12 protein-coding genes are annotated in these 15,694 nt (G+C 57.1%); 5 read left to right on the forward strand and 7 right to left on the reverse strand.

Annotation, left to right across the window (positions count from 1 at the left end):
* Window positions 1-168 precede the first annotated feature (168 nt).
* Window positions 169-579 carry a ferric iron uptake transcriptional regulator gene (gene fur / locus HUW35_RS10125; protein WP_181252240.1) on the forward strand — a complete coding sequence of 137 codons (411 nt, stop codon included), beginning with the start codon at window positions 169-171 and terminating at the stop codon, window positions 577-579.
* Window positions 580-658: 79 nt separating this feature from the next.
* Here the strand turns inward: fur and HUW35_RS10130 are convergent, their stop codons facing one another.
* Both HUW35_RS10130 and recN read right to left on the reverse strand, forming a co-directional pair.
* Window positions 659-1,252, reverse strand: coding sequence for a 1-acyl-sn-glycerol-3-phosphate acyltransferase (locus HUW35_RS10130; RefSeq protein WP_181252241.1), 594 nt, complete (start codon window positions 1,250-1,252; stop codon window positions 659-661).
* A gap of 173 nt (window positions 1,253-1,425) precedes the next feature.
* Entirely contained in the window at window positions 1,426-3,078 is a 1,653-nt protein-coding gene (gene recN, locus HUW35_RS10135; protein ID WP_181252242.1) for a DNA repair protein RecN, read from the reverse strand.
* 284 nt (window positions 3,079-3,362) lie between these two features.
* On the opposite strand from recN, the gene grpE reads away from it, so the two are divergent.
* The 3 genes from grpE to dnaJ all read left to right on the forward strand — a co-directional run bounded on the left by grpE (window position 3,363) and on the right by dnaJ (window position 7,326).
* Window positions 3,363-3,968, forward strand: a complete 606-nt coding sequence (gene grpE, locus HUW35_RS10140) for a nucleotide exchange factor GrpE (RefSeq protein ID WP_181252243.1) — start codon at window positions 3,363-3,365, stop codon at window positions 3,966-3,968.
* Between the two features lie 128 nt (window positions 3,969-4,096).
* Complete coding sequence (dnaK, locus tag HUW35_RS10145) at window positions 4,097-6,028, forward strand: molecular chaperone DnaK (RefSeq protein WP_181252244.1); 1,932 nt, start codon at window positions 4,097-4,099, stop codon at window positions 6,026-6,028.
* Window positions 6,029-6,201: 173 nt separating this feature from the next.
* On the forward strand, window positions 6,202-7,326 hold the full coding sequence (gene dnaJ, locus HUW35_RS10150) for a molecular chaperone DnaJ (RefSeq protein WP_181252245.1): 1,125 nt from the start codon (window positions 6,202-6,204) through the stop codon (window positions 7,324-7,326).
* Window positions 7,327-7,402: 76 nt separating this feature from the next.
* On the opposite strand, the gene HUW35_RS10155 is transcribed toward dnaJ, so the two are convergent.
* From HUW35_RS10155 to HUW35_RS10175, 5 genes are read right to left on the reverse strand one after another with little or no spacing between them, the layout of a single operon-like run.
* A complete protein-coding gene (locus HUW35_RS10155; RefSeq protein ID WP_181252246.1) occupies window positions 7,403-8,581 on the reverse strand; it encodes a type III PLP-dependent enzyme in 1,179 nt (392 codons plus the stop codon).
* A gap of 15 nt (window positions 8,582-8,596) precedes the next feature.
* Complete coding sequence (locus HUW35_RS10160; protein ID WP_181252247.1) at window positions 8,597-10,465, reverse strand: IucA/IucC family siderophore biosynthesis protein; 1,869 nt, start codon at window positions 10,463-10,465, stop codon at window positions 8,597-8,599.
* Window positions 10,443-11,609 carry an MFS transporter gene (locus HUW35_RS10165; RefSeq protein ID WP_181252248.1) on the reverse strand — a complete coding sequence of 389 codons (1,167 nt, stop codon included), beginning with the start codon at window positions 11,607-11,609 and terminating at the stop codon, window positions 10,443-10,445. The genes HUW35_RS10160 and HUW35_RS10165 overlap by 23 nt, the downstream gene beginning before the upstream one ends.
* A complete protein-coding gene (locus HUW35_RS10170; protein ID WP_181252249.1) occupies window positions 11,599-13,353 on the reverse strand; it encodes an IucA/IucC family protein in 1,755 nt (584 codons plus the stop codon). Before HUW35_RS10170 ends, HUW35_RS10165 begins: the two co-directional genes overlap by 11 nt.
* The gene (locus HUW35_RS10175; RefSeq protein ID WP_219932529.1) at window positions 13,350-14,549 is read right to left on the reverse strand and encodes an acetyl-CoA carboxylase biotin carboxylase subunit family protein; all 1,200 of its coding nucleotides are present in this window, start codon (window positions 14,547-14,549) and stop codon (window positions 13,350-13,352) included. The genes HUW35_RS10170 and HUW35_RS10175 overlap by 4 nt, the downstream gene beginning before the upstream one ends.
* Before the next feature lie 306 nt (window positions 14,550-14,855).
* Here HUW35_RS10175 and HUW35_RS10180 point away from each other — a divergent pair, with 306 nt between their 5' ends.
* Entirely contained in the window at window positions 14,856-15,692 is an 837-nt protein-coding gene (locus HUW35_RS10180) for an HpcH/HpaI aldolase/citrate lyase family protein (protein WP_219932531.1), read from the forward strand.
* Window positions 15,693-15,694 lie beyond the last annotated feature (2 nt).

The following is a 15,694-nucleotide window of genomic DNA, read 5'->3' on the forward strand; positions in this document are numbered from 1 at the left end:
CAGTGACGTGCCGGTTGCCCGGTTTGAGACCCGATTCCCCGCTTGGGGTTCCGCTGCCTTCACTGGGCGTGGATAATACCCGAACTGTACGCCTGCCGACAGGCGCACAACATTTATTGAGAATGACGCTAAAGCGATCACGAGCACACATCCGGAACTTTAATACTCATGTCGAACGAAAATCAGGAACTGCGCAAGGCGGGTCTCAAGGTCACTCTGCCGCGAGTGAAAATTCTGCAACTGCTGGAGAATGCCAGCGAACAGCATCTGAGCGCCGAGGATGTGTACAAAATGCTGCTGGAAGCCGGGGAAGACGTGGGCCTGGCCACCGTCTACCGCGTGCTGACCCAATTCGAGTCCGCCGGACTGGTGATTCGCCACAACTTCGACGGCGGCCACTCCGTGTTCGAGCTGGACCGCGGTGACCACCATGACCATATGGTATGCACCGATACCGGCCAGGTGATCGAATTTCACAATGAGCAGATTGAAGAGCTGCAGCACCAGATCGCAGAGGAGCACGGCTACGAGCTTACCGGCCACAGCCTGGTGTTGTATGTGAAGAAGCGGGAAGGCTGATAACGCGCCTTCACACGCAAAAAGGGGAGCTTCTGCTCCCCTTTTTTATTGGCGCCAGTTCAGGTGACGGGCGCGGTGCTCACACGGGAGCGGTGTAGTCGTCGGGATATTTGCCGACCTTGCTCGCGTAGAAATTGCCAAATCTGGCCAGTTCCTTGGCCAGGTTTTCACCCATTTCCATCACCGGTCCGAGTCCGGCCTCCTTTTTCGCAAAGTCGATGAAGCCGCAAACCACCGGTACAGCCGCGCCGCGTGCGATGTGGTAAAAGCCGGTTTTCCAGCGCTCAGCCTTGCCGCGTGTGCCCTCTGGCGGCACCGCAATGACCAGTTCTTCGCGCTCGTTGTACTGGTTTACCGTGGCTTCCACCAGGTTATTGGCCTTGCTGCGGTTTACGGCGATGCCGCCAAACCAGCGCATGGTGCTGCCGAGGGGGAACTGGAACAGCTTGTCCTTGCCCATCCACTGCGGATTTACCTTCAGCTTGAGCGCCGCCAGGATGAAGAAGTAGCCATCCCAGTTGGAGGTGTGGGGGGCGGCGAGCAGCACGTATTTTTTCAGCTTCAAGGCGCGCTCGTCGGCCACGACTTTCCAGCCGTGCAACTTGAGCAGCAGGCGAGCCAGCAGGCGCAGGCAGGGAGTGAGAATGGGAGTGTTGAATATGGTTGTCTGCATGGTATGACCGAGTTCTTTGCCCGTCAGTGTAGTCGGATCCCCTGTTCAGGGCATGAGTGAGGGCGCGGGAGTATAAAGTGAATCTCTTTTCACTTTCGGTCAATTTGGGCCCCGGCACCGGGAATATTTGAGACCGGCCGGTTCAATTTCTGGTGTGCCTGCGCGGCCGGGCATCAGGCCCGGCTCAGCATCTCCTGTGCGTGGGCGATGGACTGGGTGGTGGCCTCGCCGCCCAGCATCCGCGCGATCTCACTGCTGCGTTCCGCATCTTTCAGCTCGCGCAGCGCCACAAATGCGGCTTCGCCATCGCTGTGCTTTTCCACCAGGTACTGGCGGTGGGCGCGGGCGGCAACCTGGGCCAGGTGGGTAACGCAGATAACCTGGCCGCGCTCCCCCAGCTGGCGCAGCAGCTTGCCCACGACATCGCCGGTGGCGCCGCCGATACCCACATCCACTTCGTCGAACACCAGGGTGGGGGTGCGGGAGGTCTGCGCGGTAATTACCTGGATGGCCAGGCTGACCCGCGACAGTTCACCGCCGGAAGCGATCTTGCCCAGAGGCCTGGGCGGCTGGCCCGGGTTGGTGGAAATCAGGATCTCTACCTCTTCGAGGCCGGTAGCACAGGGCTTGTCCAGCTCGGTAAGCGCCAGCTCCACACGGGCGTGGGGCATGGCCAGATCGGCCAGCTGCCCGTTGACGGCCTCGGCGAGTTTTTTCGCCGCGGCTGCCCGCAGCTTGCTGAGTTTCGCTGCGCTTTTGCGGAATGCCTGTTCCAGCTTTTCGCACTCCTCGGCCAGCTTGTCGAGGGTGTCCGGGGTGCCAATTTCTTCCAGTTCCTGTTGCCACTGCTGTTGCAGGTCGGCCAGCTGGTCCGGCTGCACCCGGTGCTTGCGGGCGATCGAGTAGATCGCGGAGAGGCGCTCCTCCACTTCCGCCAGACGTTCCGGGTCCATCTCGAAGCGATCGATGTGACGCGACAGGGTGCTGGCAGCCTCGTCGATCTGGATACGGGCGCTTTCGAGCATCTGCGCCACTTCTGCCAGCGCCGGGCTCTGTTCCGGCATGGCGCCGACCAGTTGCAGTCCGCGGTGCAACTGCTCGGCGATATCTCCTTCGCCGCCGTTCAGCAGGGCCGCCAGCTGGTAGCTGCCACTCAGGATATCGCCAGCGTTGGCCAGCTGGCGCTGCTCGCTCTCCAGTTCTTCCAGTTCACCGGGCTTGAGGTCGAGCTGTTCGAGCTCTTGCAGCTGGTATTCCAGCAGGTCGCGACGGGCCTGGGTCTCGCCGGCGCTGTCTGCCAGCTTGCGGTAGCGCCGGTGCTGGTCCTGCCAGGTCTTGAAGTGAATACGCACTTCGGCGCTGTGGCTTTCCGCGTGGGCGTACTCGTCCAGCAGGCGACGGTGGGTGTCTTTCTTCAGCAGTGACTGGTGTTCGTGCTGGCTGTGGATGTCGATCAGTTGCTCGCCGAGGGTGCGCAACTGCATCAGGGTCACCGGCTGGCCATTGATGTAGGCCCGCGAGCGGCCGTCGGCGCTGATGGTGCGGCGCAGGATCACTTCGCGTCCGGCGTCCATTTCCTGCGCTTCCAGCCATTCCTGGGCCTCAGCGTGGTTGCTGATATCAAATGTCGCATGGATATCCGCGCGTTTCGCGCCGGCGCGCACCAGTTCACCGTTGCCGCGGTCGCCGAGGGCGAGGCCGAGGGCGTCCAGGGTGATGGACTTGCCCGCACCGGTCTCGCCGGTGAGGGTGCTGGTGCCGGGGCCGAACTCCAGCTCCAGCTGGTCGACCAGGGTGAACTGACTGATAGACAGGTGCAGCAACATGGGGATCGATTTCACGCTGATTAAAGTAGTGGTTGTTTATACAGTATTTGGCGGCGGGGTTTCAATCACCCCGGGGCCTGAATGTGCTGCATTCCCTTTTCGTGGCTGGCCTGCCGCGACGCTAACCTAGGCCGGGCTGTCCGATTCCCGCGCCCCGCGGCATTCCTCAAGAGCTCCCTCCCTTGAAGTGGGGCGGGCAGGCCCCATATAGCTCTGCATTGCCGGCTTCAGCCGGCGTTACGACCTAACTGGCAGTATGCCGACGGACACATACGGAGACAGCAGTGGCCAAAGAGCGCAGCGAAGAAGAACAGACCGAGACCGGCGAGCAGGCGGCAGAGCAGGCCGCAGAAGTGGAAACCCCCAGCGCGGAAGAGCAGCGTGCGGCGGAGGAAGCCCTCGCTGAAGAGCTGGCTGGAGAAAGTGCGCAGGACATCGAGATCGCTGCGCTGCAGCAGCAGCTGGCGGAACACAAAGACATGGTGCTGCGCGCCCAGGCAGACGTGCAGAACGCCCGTCGCCGCGCCCAGCAGGATGTAGAAAAAGCGCACAAGTTCGGGGCGGAAAAGCTGCTCAAGGACCTGCTGCCGGTTGTGGATAACCTGGAGCGTGCCATCGCCACTGTCGACAGTGAGCACGAGGCGCACAAGGCCGTGGTGGAAGGGATCGAGCTGACTCACAAGTCTTTCATCGACACCCTGACCAAAAACGGTGTTGAGGTGATCAATCCGGCAGGTGAGCCCTTCGATCCCGAGTTGCACCAGGCCATGACCCAGGTGCCGAACGGCGATGTGGAGCCGAATACGGTACTGGACGTGTTCCAGAAAGGCTTCCGCCTGAACGGCCGCCTGGTGCGCCCGGCCATGGTGGTTGTCAGCAAGGCACCGTAACGCAATTGTAAAACCCTGCTCCGCCGCCCTTGAAAACGAAACGGCGGCACCAATATAAGCAGCAACCGAATACAAACGTGTGCAGCCAGGACCGAATCCGGCGCGCAGTAAAGTGAGGAATCAGACCAATGGGAAAAATCATCGGTATCGACCTGGGTACTACCAACAGCTGTGTGGCAGTACTGGACGGCGACAAGGCTCGTGTCATCGAGAACGCTGAAGGCGATCGCACTACGCCTTCCATCGTTGCCTTCACCGACGACAACGAAGTACTGGTAGGCCAGTCCGCCAAGCGTCAGGCAGTGACCAACCCCACCAATACCCTGTTTGCGGTTAAGCGCCTGATCGGTCGCAAGTTCAAAGACGACGTTGTGCAGAAAGACATCAAAATGGTGCCTTACTCCATCGTTGAAGCCGAAAACGGCGATGCCTGGGTAGAAGTAAAGGGCGACAAGAAAGCACCGCCGCAGATCTCTGCCGAAGTCCTGAAAAAGATGAAGAAGACCGCGGAAGATTTCCTCGGTGAGAAGGTAGACGCTGCGGTAATCACCGTACCAGCCTACTTCAACGACTCCCAGCGCCAGGCGACCAAAGACGCCGGCCGTATCGCCGGTCTGGACGTGAAGCGCATCATCAACGAGCCGACTGCTGCGGCCCTGGCCTACGGCATGGACAAGGCCGGTGGTGACCGCACCATCGCGGTATACGACCTGGGTGGTGGTACCTTCGATATCTCCATCATCGAGATTGCCGATGTTGACGGTGAGAAGCAGTTTGAAGTGCTGTCCACCAACGGTGACACCTTCCTCGGCGGTGAAGACTTCGACCTGCGCCTGATCGACTACCTGGCCGAGCAGTTCAAGAAAGAACAGGGCATCGACCTGAAAGGCGATCCCCTGGCCATGCAGCGCCTGAAAGAAGCCGGCGAGAAAGCCAAGATCGAGCTGTCCTCCAGCCAGCAGACCGAAGTGAACCTGCCGTACATCACTGCAGACGCTACCGGTCCGAAGCACCTGGTGGTCAAACTGACCCGCGCCAAGCTGGAAAGCCTGGTGGAAGAACTGGTAACCCGCTCCCTGGAGCCGGTTAAGACTGCGCTGGCCGACGCCGACATGTCTGCGTCCAGCATCGACGAAGTGATCCTGGTGGGCGGTCAGACCCGTATGCCGCTGGTGCAGCAGAAGGTAACCGAGTTCTTCGGCAAAGAGCCGCGCAAAGACGTAAACCCGGATGAAGCGGTAGCCGTGGGCGCTGCCATCCAGGGCGCGGTTCTGGGCGGTGACGTGAAAGACGTACTGCTGCTGGACGTAACCCCGCTGACCCTGGGCATCGAGACCATGGGTGGCGTGGCCACTCCGCTGATCGAGAAGAACACCACCATCCCGACCAAGAAGTCCCAGGTGTTCTCCACCGCAGACGATAACCAGACCGCGGTAACCATTCACGTAGTTCAGGGTGAGCGCAAGCAGGCGGCACAGAACAAGTCCCTGGGTCGTTTCGACCTGGCCGATATCCCGCCGGCGCCGCGCGGCATGCCGCAGATCGAAGTGACCTTCGATATCGATGCCAACGGCATCCTGCATGTGCACGCCAAAGACAAGGCGACTGGTAAAGAACAGTCCATCGTGATCAAGGCCTCTTCCGGTCTGTCCGATGACGAGATCGAAAAAATGGTACAGGACGCCGAGGCCAACGCCGAAGCGGACAAGCAGTTCGAGGAGCTGGTGACTACCCGCAACACGCTCGACGGCCTGATCTCTGCCACCAAGAAGACTCTGGAAGAAGCCGGTGACAAGGCAACTGCGGACGAGAAAGCGGCTATCGACGCGGCGCTCTCCGAAGCGGAAGAAGCGGTGAAAGGCAACGACAAAGCTGCCATGGAAGCCGCAACCACCAAGCTGACCGAAGCCTCTGGCCCGGTGGCCCAGAAGATGTACGCGGAGCAGGCGCAAGCCGGTGAAGCGGCTGCCGAGCAGGCCGAACAGGCCCAATCCGGTGGTGACGACGCAGTGGACGCTGAGTTCGAAGAAGTCAAAGAAGACAAAAAAGAAGACAAGTAAGTAACTACTTGCCTATGCCCTGACTTGTAGGAGCCAGCCTTGCTGGCGAAACGCCGCTGGCGGGATTCAATCCATTCGCCTGCAAGGCAGGCTCCTACAGGGCAATACAAAAAGGCGCGGAGGCTCTGTAGAGCTTTCGCGCCTTATGCAGTTTAAGAAGAACACACAGAGCTATGTCCAAACGCGATTATTACGAAGTCCTCGGTGTCAGCAAAGGCGCGGACGAAAAGGAACTGAAAAAGGCTTACCGTCGGGTAGCCATGAAGTTCCACCCCGACCGCAACCCCGATGACAAAGAGGCGGAGAACAAATTCAAGGAGGCCAATGAGGCCTACGAAGTCCTGTCTGATCCGCAGAAAAAAGCGGCCTATGACCAGTTCGGCCACGCCGGTGTGGACGGTCAGGCTGGCGGCGCGGGTGCCGGTGGCTTCGGTGGATTCTCCGATATTTTCGGCGACGTGTTCGGCGATATCTTTGGCGGCGGCGCCGGTGGCGGCCGTCGCGGACCGCAGCGCGGCTCCGACCTGCGCTACGACCTGGACCTGGACCTGGAAGACGCGGTGCGCGGCACCACCGTCAAGATCAAGGTGCCGACCCTGGCCAACTGTGGCACCTGTCACGGCTCTGGTGCTAAGGCCGGTTCCCAGCCCCAGACCTGTGGCACCTGTGGTGGCGCCGGTCAGGTACGCATGCAGCAGGGCTTTTTCTCTGTTCAGCAGACCTGCCCCAACTGTCGCGGTCGCGGAACCGTAATCACCGACCCCTGTGGCAGCTGCCACGGCCGCGGTCGCGTGGAAGAAACCAAAACCCTGTCGGTCAAGGTACCGCCGGGTGTGGATACCGGTGACCGTATCCGTCTTGCGGGTGAAGGCGAGGCCGGACCCGACGGCGGACCGGCCGGCGACCTGTACGTACAGGTTATGGTGCGCGAGCACGAGCTGTTCCAGCGCGATGGCAAAAACCTCTACTGCGAAGTGCCGATCAGCTTCGCCACCGCCGCACTGGGTGGTGAGATGGAAGTGCCGACCCTGGACGGCAAGGTCAAGCTGAAGATCCCCGCAGAGAGCCAGACCGGCAAACTGTTCCGCCTGCGCGGCAAGGGTGTAACGCCAGTCCGCGGCGGTGCACCGGGCGATCTGTTGTGCCGCGTGGTGGTGGAAACACCGGTAAATCTCACCGCCAAGCAGAAAGAGCTGCTGGAAGAGTTCGCCGACACGCTCAGCGAAAAGAAGAACTCCCCGCGTCAGACCGGCTGGTTTGAAGGGGTGAAGAACTTCTTTGGTGACATGAAGCTGTAACTCAGCAGCGCAGGAAAAACCCGGCAAATTAGCCGGGTTTTTTTATGGGGCAAGAGTTGGCTGCAACACATCTCCGCTAGTCCAGGTAGCATACCTGTGGCGGCGCGTGCATCAGGAAATTCTGATGTGAAATATTCCACGCATATGCGCCGGCCAGAGGAAATACCAGATAGTCCCCGATAGCCAGTTCGTTGACCGGTTGCCGTGCTGCCAGCACGTCCTTCGGTGTACAAAGCTGCCCGACGAGTGTAACGGACTCGCGGCTAATGGCCTTGCCCCGTTTGCGGCCTTCCAGCACAAAAAATGGATGGTTATGGGATTGCGCCGCCGGCGTACGAAAATGGTGAGTACCACCGTGCCCGATTGCGAAGTACTCGCCGTGGTTGCGTTTGATATCTAATACTTCCATCACGTAATAACCACAGGTTGCGGTGATGAAGCGGCCGCACTCAAAGCGTACCTTGGTATCCCACAGGTTTGTCTGTTCCATCAATACTGCCAGCCCCCGGCAGAATCTCTCCCAGTCGAAATGATTTGCCTGTTCGCCATAGTCTATTCCCATGCCGCCGCCGACATTCAGAATTGGCAAGTGCAGGCCATATCCTTCACACCACCGTCGGAACGTGGAGAAGTAAAGCTCAATCAACTGGAGATGGGTATCTGCACACAATTGATGTGACATCATGTGGAAGTGAAACCCATGCAATGACAGTCCCGGATTATCGCGGATCAGGGCGAGTGCGCTGTCCAGATCCAGCGGATCGAGTCCGAAAGGACTGGGCTTGCCGCCCATGGCGAGCTTGGTAAGGGCGATCCCTTCCAGTGAAATGTTCATTCGTAACAGAATGGGGACCTGCTGGTCTCTTTGCGTGATGAGCTGAGCGAGCCGGTACAACTCGGTGAGGCTTTCAACATGAAAGTATTCGACTTGCTTGTCCAGAGCACTGGCAAGTTCGCTTTCCAGTTTCCCCGGCCCCCCGAAAATCAGTGACATCTCCGGGTGGGTTTCATAAAGCCAATCGAGCTCGCCGCCGGACGCCGCTTCAAAACCTTCCACCCAGGGGGCAAGCGCTGCGAGGATTCTGCTGTCTGGGTTGGCTTTTGCGGCATAGTACAGCTGCGTATTTTCCGGCATTGCTGAACGCATGGCTGCAACGTGCCGCTGGAGTTCTGCCAGGTCGTATATATATGCGCAGACAGGCTGCGATGCAGAAGAGGCCAAGGATTCAATGGCCTGTTTTAATCGGTGTTTCACATTAATTACCTGTTTCTATCTGGTGCGCAATGTGTGTTCTGAGCTTTGATGGTTCTGGCTTACGGGCGATAGCACCAGCGGGTTTTTCAGGTTGGTGTAGCCCGCCTGGAAATCCGCTTGCTTTAACAACCGTGTCGTAAAGTTGTTTTTGGATGGTATCGTCTCCCCGAGCAGTAATTGGCCCAGCTCAGGCTGAGCACCATTTTCATACTGCCACTGCTCAACGGCCGTTCTCAGAAGTTGCCAAAGCTCGCACTCTAGCCTTATGTTTTCCTGGCAGTTATCTTCCTCATGCCCCGCCGCAAGGTGGAAGATGGCCTCACTGAAATTATTTACCAGCAGGCAGTAAGCGATGCGCTTCCATCCCTTTTCCCGCTCGTAATAGACCGACCGCCGCGCCCGCGCTTGTAATTCGGAGAGCCGTGTAGCAGGCCAGAACTCGGGTAACAGCTTGGTGCCCTCGAGATCGCGAATCCAGATTTTATGGGGAAGACCATTGTGAAACCCGATTACCGTGTTCTGCAGGTGAGGCTCAAATACGACCCCCTGCTTGAAAAAGTAATAAAAAATACCGCGCAGGCTTATTTCTATGTATCGCTGGAACCAGTCCAGTGCCATTTCTCGATAGCTAATACCTGACTGGCGGCAGTGGTACGCTAGTTGAATTGCGATGATGCTGTTTCCGCGAGCGTCACAAGTGAACTGGCTGGCGGCCAGTTGCGGTCGCAGGTTTTTATTATTGCGGGCGCTCAGGTTTTCCCGGAAAAGGATACCGAATGATTCCATGCAATCTCTTGCAGAAGGTTCATTCATGCCGAGCTCCCTGGCCAGGGCACCCAGGTCTAGTGTGCTTGCCAGTGGTTCGTACATCACCTGAAAGTCCGGACAGTATTCACGGGCTTCAGTAGCAAGCGGTCGTAGTAAGCCTGTCAGCGATACCGCGCTGTGCAGCTCATACCAGGCATTTTTTCGAATGCAGTTGGTCAGTCTGACATGAATGGAAAATTTCATCTGCAGATCAAGGTCTTCCCGATAAACCGTTCGCACCGATGACGTTGGCTGTACGGGATTGCCCAGCTCGCCTCGAGGCTTGAGTAGTCCCTGTTTGATTGCCGCCAGTATCAGTGGCTGCTTCAACAGGTATTCCGCCTCCCAGGGATGACAGGGATAGAGATATCCATTTTGGCCGTGTAAATTTCGCAATACATTCTCTGCCTTTTCGGTCTGATTTCCCAAAATTCGGATTAGTTCCGGTGAGACTTCAAACCAGAAAAGCGGAAAGCTTGCAGAGATTTCAGGCGAACACTGCAGGAGGGTTTCGAGAGGCACACCGTGCCGGCTTTTCGGGCTGGGGTGCAGTGCATGCCCCCAAAGCAGGCTTTGCTCGGCACGGATAAAGCTATTTCCAGTTTGATCTGGATTGACTTTGCTGCTGCCGAGAAATGCCTGGGTAATGTCTCGGCTATTTTGTACCTGCTCGAGCAACTCTTCATTGAACTCTGCGGGCAATATCAATGAAAGGTGGTTCAGAAGGAAGGTGCATAGCTCCAGGGTTTCCATTGCGAGCCAGGGAGAGCCTTCCTTTTTCACGAAGGGCTTTCCCAGGAAACGACAGCGGCCGATGTTACTGACCTGTTCTGCAACGGCGAGCAAACGGGCGCCGGACTGTGGAAAATTGAGCAAGACCCATTGGCCATTGGATTGCGCTTTGAGTGATCGCAGCGAAAGTGGGCAATCGGCAAGTTCGTGATGAAACGACACTTCATTGGCGTTCATTGCGCACTCGCGGATATAGCAGTTCAGCAGGCAGGTGGTGGCATTTTTGTCAGAGAGCTCTGCATTGATCTGGGTCTGAATTGATTCAATAAACTTCCGTATTTCCATGGATTTTCATACTCCCGGTTTTGAATGCAAGCAGGGTAATAGCTATCCCGCAACTTACTGCGGATAGGAGGAAAGGCGTGGCACTGTGCTGGATTGAAGTCGTGGTGGCGGCACCAAGCCCTGCCAAGACGCCGCCCCACTTGCCGGCAGAATCGATAAAGCCAAAAGTGCGTCCGGCCTGAGCTTTGTCGACTTGAGTGCTCAACAGGCGATTGAGTCCGGTATACGCAAACACTACGCCGATACCGAACAGGAGCCTCAGCGGCCACAGCTGTTCGAGTGATACCGCCAGGTATTGCCCTGAACAGGACAATCCCAGGCACAACAAGCCAAGTAACGCCTGGCCCTGCGCAGGCAGCCGTATTTTTCCAGCGGGTACAATCAGTAGGATGTACACGACGTGTGGCAGGCTATATAGGAGGCCAACCAGTCCCTCTGTTGTCACACCCAGCGTACCGGCATAGGGCAAAAAGTAGGGGTAGGTAGCGACCATAGCGAAGCAGAATAGGAACTGGAGAATGAAAAGCAGGTGTAGTGCCCGGGGCAGAGGAATGGCCCCCGCTCTCCTGTTGGAGCTGATATGTGGCGTGTCCGCCGGTAGGTTCAGCGTAATGAGTACTGCGATAAATGGCAGCAGAGCGAGATAGCGATAGACCTCTAAAGGCGCTATCCATTGCAACGTGACCCCGAGCAGTATCGGCGCAATTATGAGAGCCATTCGTGCGGAAACCTGTGTGAGGTTCAGACTCTTTGCGAGCGTCTCGCCTTTCTGTTGGGTAGATAAAAATGCATTGGACGCGGCTATGGTCCCGCCACATGCGCCCTGCACAAGAAGCCCGATGGCGAACGTGGAGATGGATTCTGCAAAACCGCACAAGAGGAAGCCAATGATCAGCCCCAGTTGCGCGCGAAGCAGCGACGTACGCTTGCCAAAGCGATCCGCAAAGCGGCCCCAGAGGGGCGCGCTCAGGGCGGTACACACACTTGGCAGGGTAAACAGCAGGCCAACCCAGTAGCCCGGAAGGTTGGCATCCAGGTTTTGCAATATTCGCGGAATAAACAGCGTGATTCCCAGCACGCTGAAGGCTGAGAGGAAGTGACATAACAGGACGCTGCCCACGAAGGCATTCAAGTTACTGCGCATTGGTCATCCTCAGGAAATTTGGTGCAGATTGACCGTAATGCTTGTTGATGTCAGCGGCGCCTGAACGACTTTTACTGAGCAGGCTTCCGGCGCTGAGCAGGTACTTTATGGGGAGGTATTCCTGTTGCAGCAAGGATTGAGTCGCGAAAGTGGTATCCACTCCGTCACCTTGCAAGGAATCGAGCTCTACCTGTAAAAATTTTCTTAATTTTTCATACAGGGGGCGCCGTCTGGCCAGACCGCGCTGGCAAAGCGCCTCGATAATGACCGCAATATTCAACTGTAACGTGATGGTGCAAAACATTTGTGCCAGTGACAGTTCTTCGTCAACCCGAATGCGTGCATCACGCAGATCTTCGATGGCTGATTGCAACTCGGGTGCCGCGGAAATACAGCGAGCAGGCAAGATGCGGGCCGAGTCATTGTCTTTCATGATCAGGCCGAGGGGCCTGCCCTCACAAAAGTTCAGTACAGCGTTTTGCTGGTTGGCCTCAAGCGCGATGCCGTAAACAAGCCACAGGCGCAAGTGCACCTTGAGCATCAGGGATAGATATGCATCGAGCCAGGCGTGCAGGTCTCCTCGGTAAAATTGGTCGACCAGATGTTCGAGATACAGCCTCCCATCAGGCATCGAGCTCGCCAGCGCTGCTACCGGTACCAGCGTCGATTCCTGCAGTTGCTCAGCGGGGTAGCGGCGCAGGATGAATGCAAGCTCGCGAGATTCTCCGCAATGTCCGCCGGCCTGTTCGTCGCAGTGCAGATAGCTGCCGCGCAATACCGGGTCGCGCTTTGCTATCTCCGTCAGTAGGCGGGAAAAAGCATGGCCGTCATACAGGGTTGAGGGCTTGATCGAACGGATATTTTTGGCCCCCAGCGTACTCATGCTGAGGGGTATTTTGATATGCAGATCCGGCTGGTCTACAAACATGACCGTTCGAACCGAGAGGGTAGGCAGGACTTCCCGTGCGCTATTGGGGGCCCGGATGATCCCTGCGTGTGGAAGCGTCAGATGCTCCCAGGTCAACGGGTGTACCGGTAACAGATAGTGGCTGTGTGAAAAGTCTTCCGGTAAACCGACCTCGCTAAATGATGGCCAAACGGATGGCAGCGGCGCGGTCAGGGTAAGTAGGGGTTTTTCTACCGCCAGCCACCGCAGTGCAAAGCTCGACATAAATTCCGGGGCGTAGCGGCGCAGGTCCTCGTCGTCCAGGCCATGCTTGGCCCTGGCAGTCGGGTAAAAGGGGTGGTCGAGGTACGAGGCCACCTGCTCGCTGTATAGCAGTCGCTGCCACCAGTGTGGTCGTGCGGATAGAGGCAGGCTTAACACCGCCTCTTGGTTTCGGTACGCCTCGAGACATAAATCGCGATGACGTACCGCGGTCTCCGATTCTTGGCAGTACGCGGAAAAAAGTGCCTGGGTTTCCTCATCCTGTGCATATGCAAGTAGGGACAACCAGTGACGATAGCCTCGCTGCTGCAGCCATTGGTTCTTGCTTTTCACCAGCCACTGGTCGCCAGTAGCGCGCCAGCTTTGCATAAATTCATGTTGTTCAACGGGCAGATAAACCGTGCCCTTGCCGGTGGTAAATATCAGCCAGTAGTCGCTGTGTAGCGCTACTGTAGATCGCACTGCCGATGTTGGACATTCGCGCGTGACGGTGGCGTGGGCAAGGTCACCAATTTGTTCGCGAACGCAGGCGTTGATGATACGTTGCGTAATGTAGCTTTCGGCCGATTCGCTCATGCTTGGATTCTCCACTCGAGAGTGCTGCAGAATTCCTCGACGGCGCTGTGGAGGTCGATAGAGGCGCTGGCGATAGCGGTTACCACGCCAATGTAGTCTTTGTTGGAGCGCGATAAGCGGATGGTTTCCCCTTGTTTACGGAGTGGCTGGTAGCTGAATTTCACACCGTTTTCCTGCCGTTGAATTTCTCCTGTCTGCTCGACCACTTCACCTTCTTGCTCTGCTATCAGGTAGTGAATGATTGCCTGGTCCTTTGGCGCGCTAAATGCGGGGAGCGGTTCACCTTGGTGGAGTTGCAGGATGGGTATGAACCATCCTCCCGGCAGCAGTTCATCGAGTAGAAATTCACGGCCATCGCCGATGCTCCGGTAATTGATTTCTACCAGTTTCGGCCCGGATTCGGTCGCGATGAATTCGCTGTGGCAGACGCCGAAGTGCATACCGAATTCCCGCAGTTGTGCCAGTGCCTGCTCGCGGTACCGCATACTGTTTTTTCCATTCCATACCGCGCTGTGCTCAATGAAATCCGGTGGCTCGGAAAGTGTCACATCAAAACCACCAACCGCAATCAAGTCATGCCCGTCACCCAGGGTTTCCAGTGTGAACAGGTCTCCCTGCATATATTCCTCCAGCAGAACGGGAGTGATCGGATTGGCGCGACGGAATACTTTCAGGTATTCGGTGAGCTCTTCCGCGTTCTGACACATGCGCACATGCATGCTTGCCACGCCCTCGCGGGGTTTTGCGACGACCGGATAGCTGAGTTGTGTGGGAAGACTCTGGGTTGGCAGCAGTAATTCAGAGCGGGGTGTCGGGAGTCCGAGCTTTTCCAGGCGATTGCGCATAGACGCCTTGTTTTTCGCGGAATAGCAGCGGCGCCAGTTTTTTCCCGGTAAAGAGAAATACTCGGCCACCAGGGCGGTGACCGTCTGCAAGTGGTCACTATTGCTGAACACCATATCCGGTGAGAGGTCGTGACTGCTCAGGAGGTCAATCACGGCAAGGGGGTTGAATACATCACATTCGAGAATGGTGGTGGGTAGCTCTACTGACTGTTCGACAAAGTGCTGTTTGTGCGCCAGGCCGCAATCGGTCACAAGTGTGACTTCATAGCCCAGTTCCAGGCTCGCGGGGAGGAAGCCGCGCACGATAGCGGGATGGAGGATGTGCGTAATCAATACCATTTGACGGGGCATTGCGATCTCCTTTGCTGATTGTGGAAACCGGGGAGCAAATTGCCCCCCCAAAGCTCGGCAGCCGCACCGTCGGATTACGCCGTCATCAGATGAATTTAATTCCCCATTTTTTCAGGGGTTTTCAAACTGATGACAAAATTATTTCCTCTGCGCCAATCCGTCGGTACAGGTAACGGTGACGGAGCATACATAGGGAACCCCTTCTTGTATATCTAAATGAAAATGTTTATCATTTGAATTAACTGGTTCGGGACGTGTGTCCCAATTGCTGTTGTCGGGCGGCTTGCTGGATCAAACCTCAGGCAGGTGGCGGCAGGTTATTTGCGAAATGTAATACGGGAAAAGGAAGTCGAAGCCGTGCTTCAAAAAAATTCGGCCAAGGAAAAAATGCTTCGCCGGCAAGAAGTGTTTGGCATTCTGAATTCTGTGCCCTCGCCGCTAGTTTGCGAAATGATCGGCGCTGCAGGCTATGACTTTATTATTCTCGATACCGAGCATCTGCTGGTGAATCCTGCGGAGCTGCAGCACTGTATTCGTGCTGCGGAGTCTTTCAATATAACGCCCCTGGTGCGTGTGCCGAGTAGTGACAACGCCCTTATTGCACGCGCATTGGATGCTGGTGCCCAGGGCATAGTGATTCCGCGTGTTAGCAGTGTGGCTCAGGCGCGTACAGCAATTGATGTGGTGCGATTTCCTCCCCGTGGGCGACGCGGAATTACCGGAGGGCGTAATACGGGCTTTGGAGCCCTGAATCTCGATGAGTATATGGCGCGGGCCGACCGCGAAGTTTTACTGGTGTTGATGATCGAGGATCCTGAAGGCGTTAGCGCGCTGCCAGAGATTCTCACGCTCGATGGCATCGACATGATTCTCGAAGGGGCGCTGGATCTCAGTATTGCAATGGGCCATGGCAGCCAGGTACAGCATGCATCCGTACAAGCGGCACTCCAGGCCATGGCGGGCGCTTGCTTTGAAGCCGGCATTCCATTCTGTGCCATTCCCCGGCAGCCAGCCCAGCTCGATGCGTGGCGGGAAAAGGGTGTGCATACCTTCGTTACCGGCGAGGATCGTGGAATTCTGTTTCGCCAGTTGAAGGCACACCTCAATGATTTCAAATTACCAGGCTCCGCGCGGTCCCCTTAATC

The sequence above is a fragment of the Microbulbifer sp. YPW1 genome (assembly GCF_013367775.1).
Taxonomy (GTDB): domain Bacteria; phylum Pseudomonadota; class Gammaproteobacteria; order Pseudomonadales; family Cellvibrionaceae; genus Microbulbifer.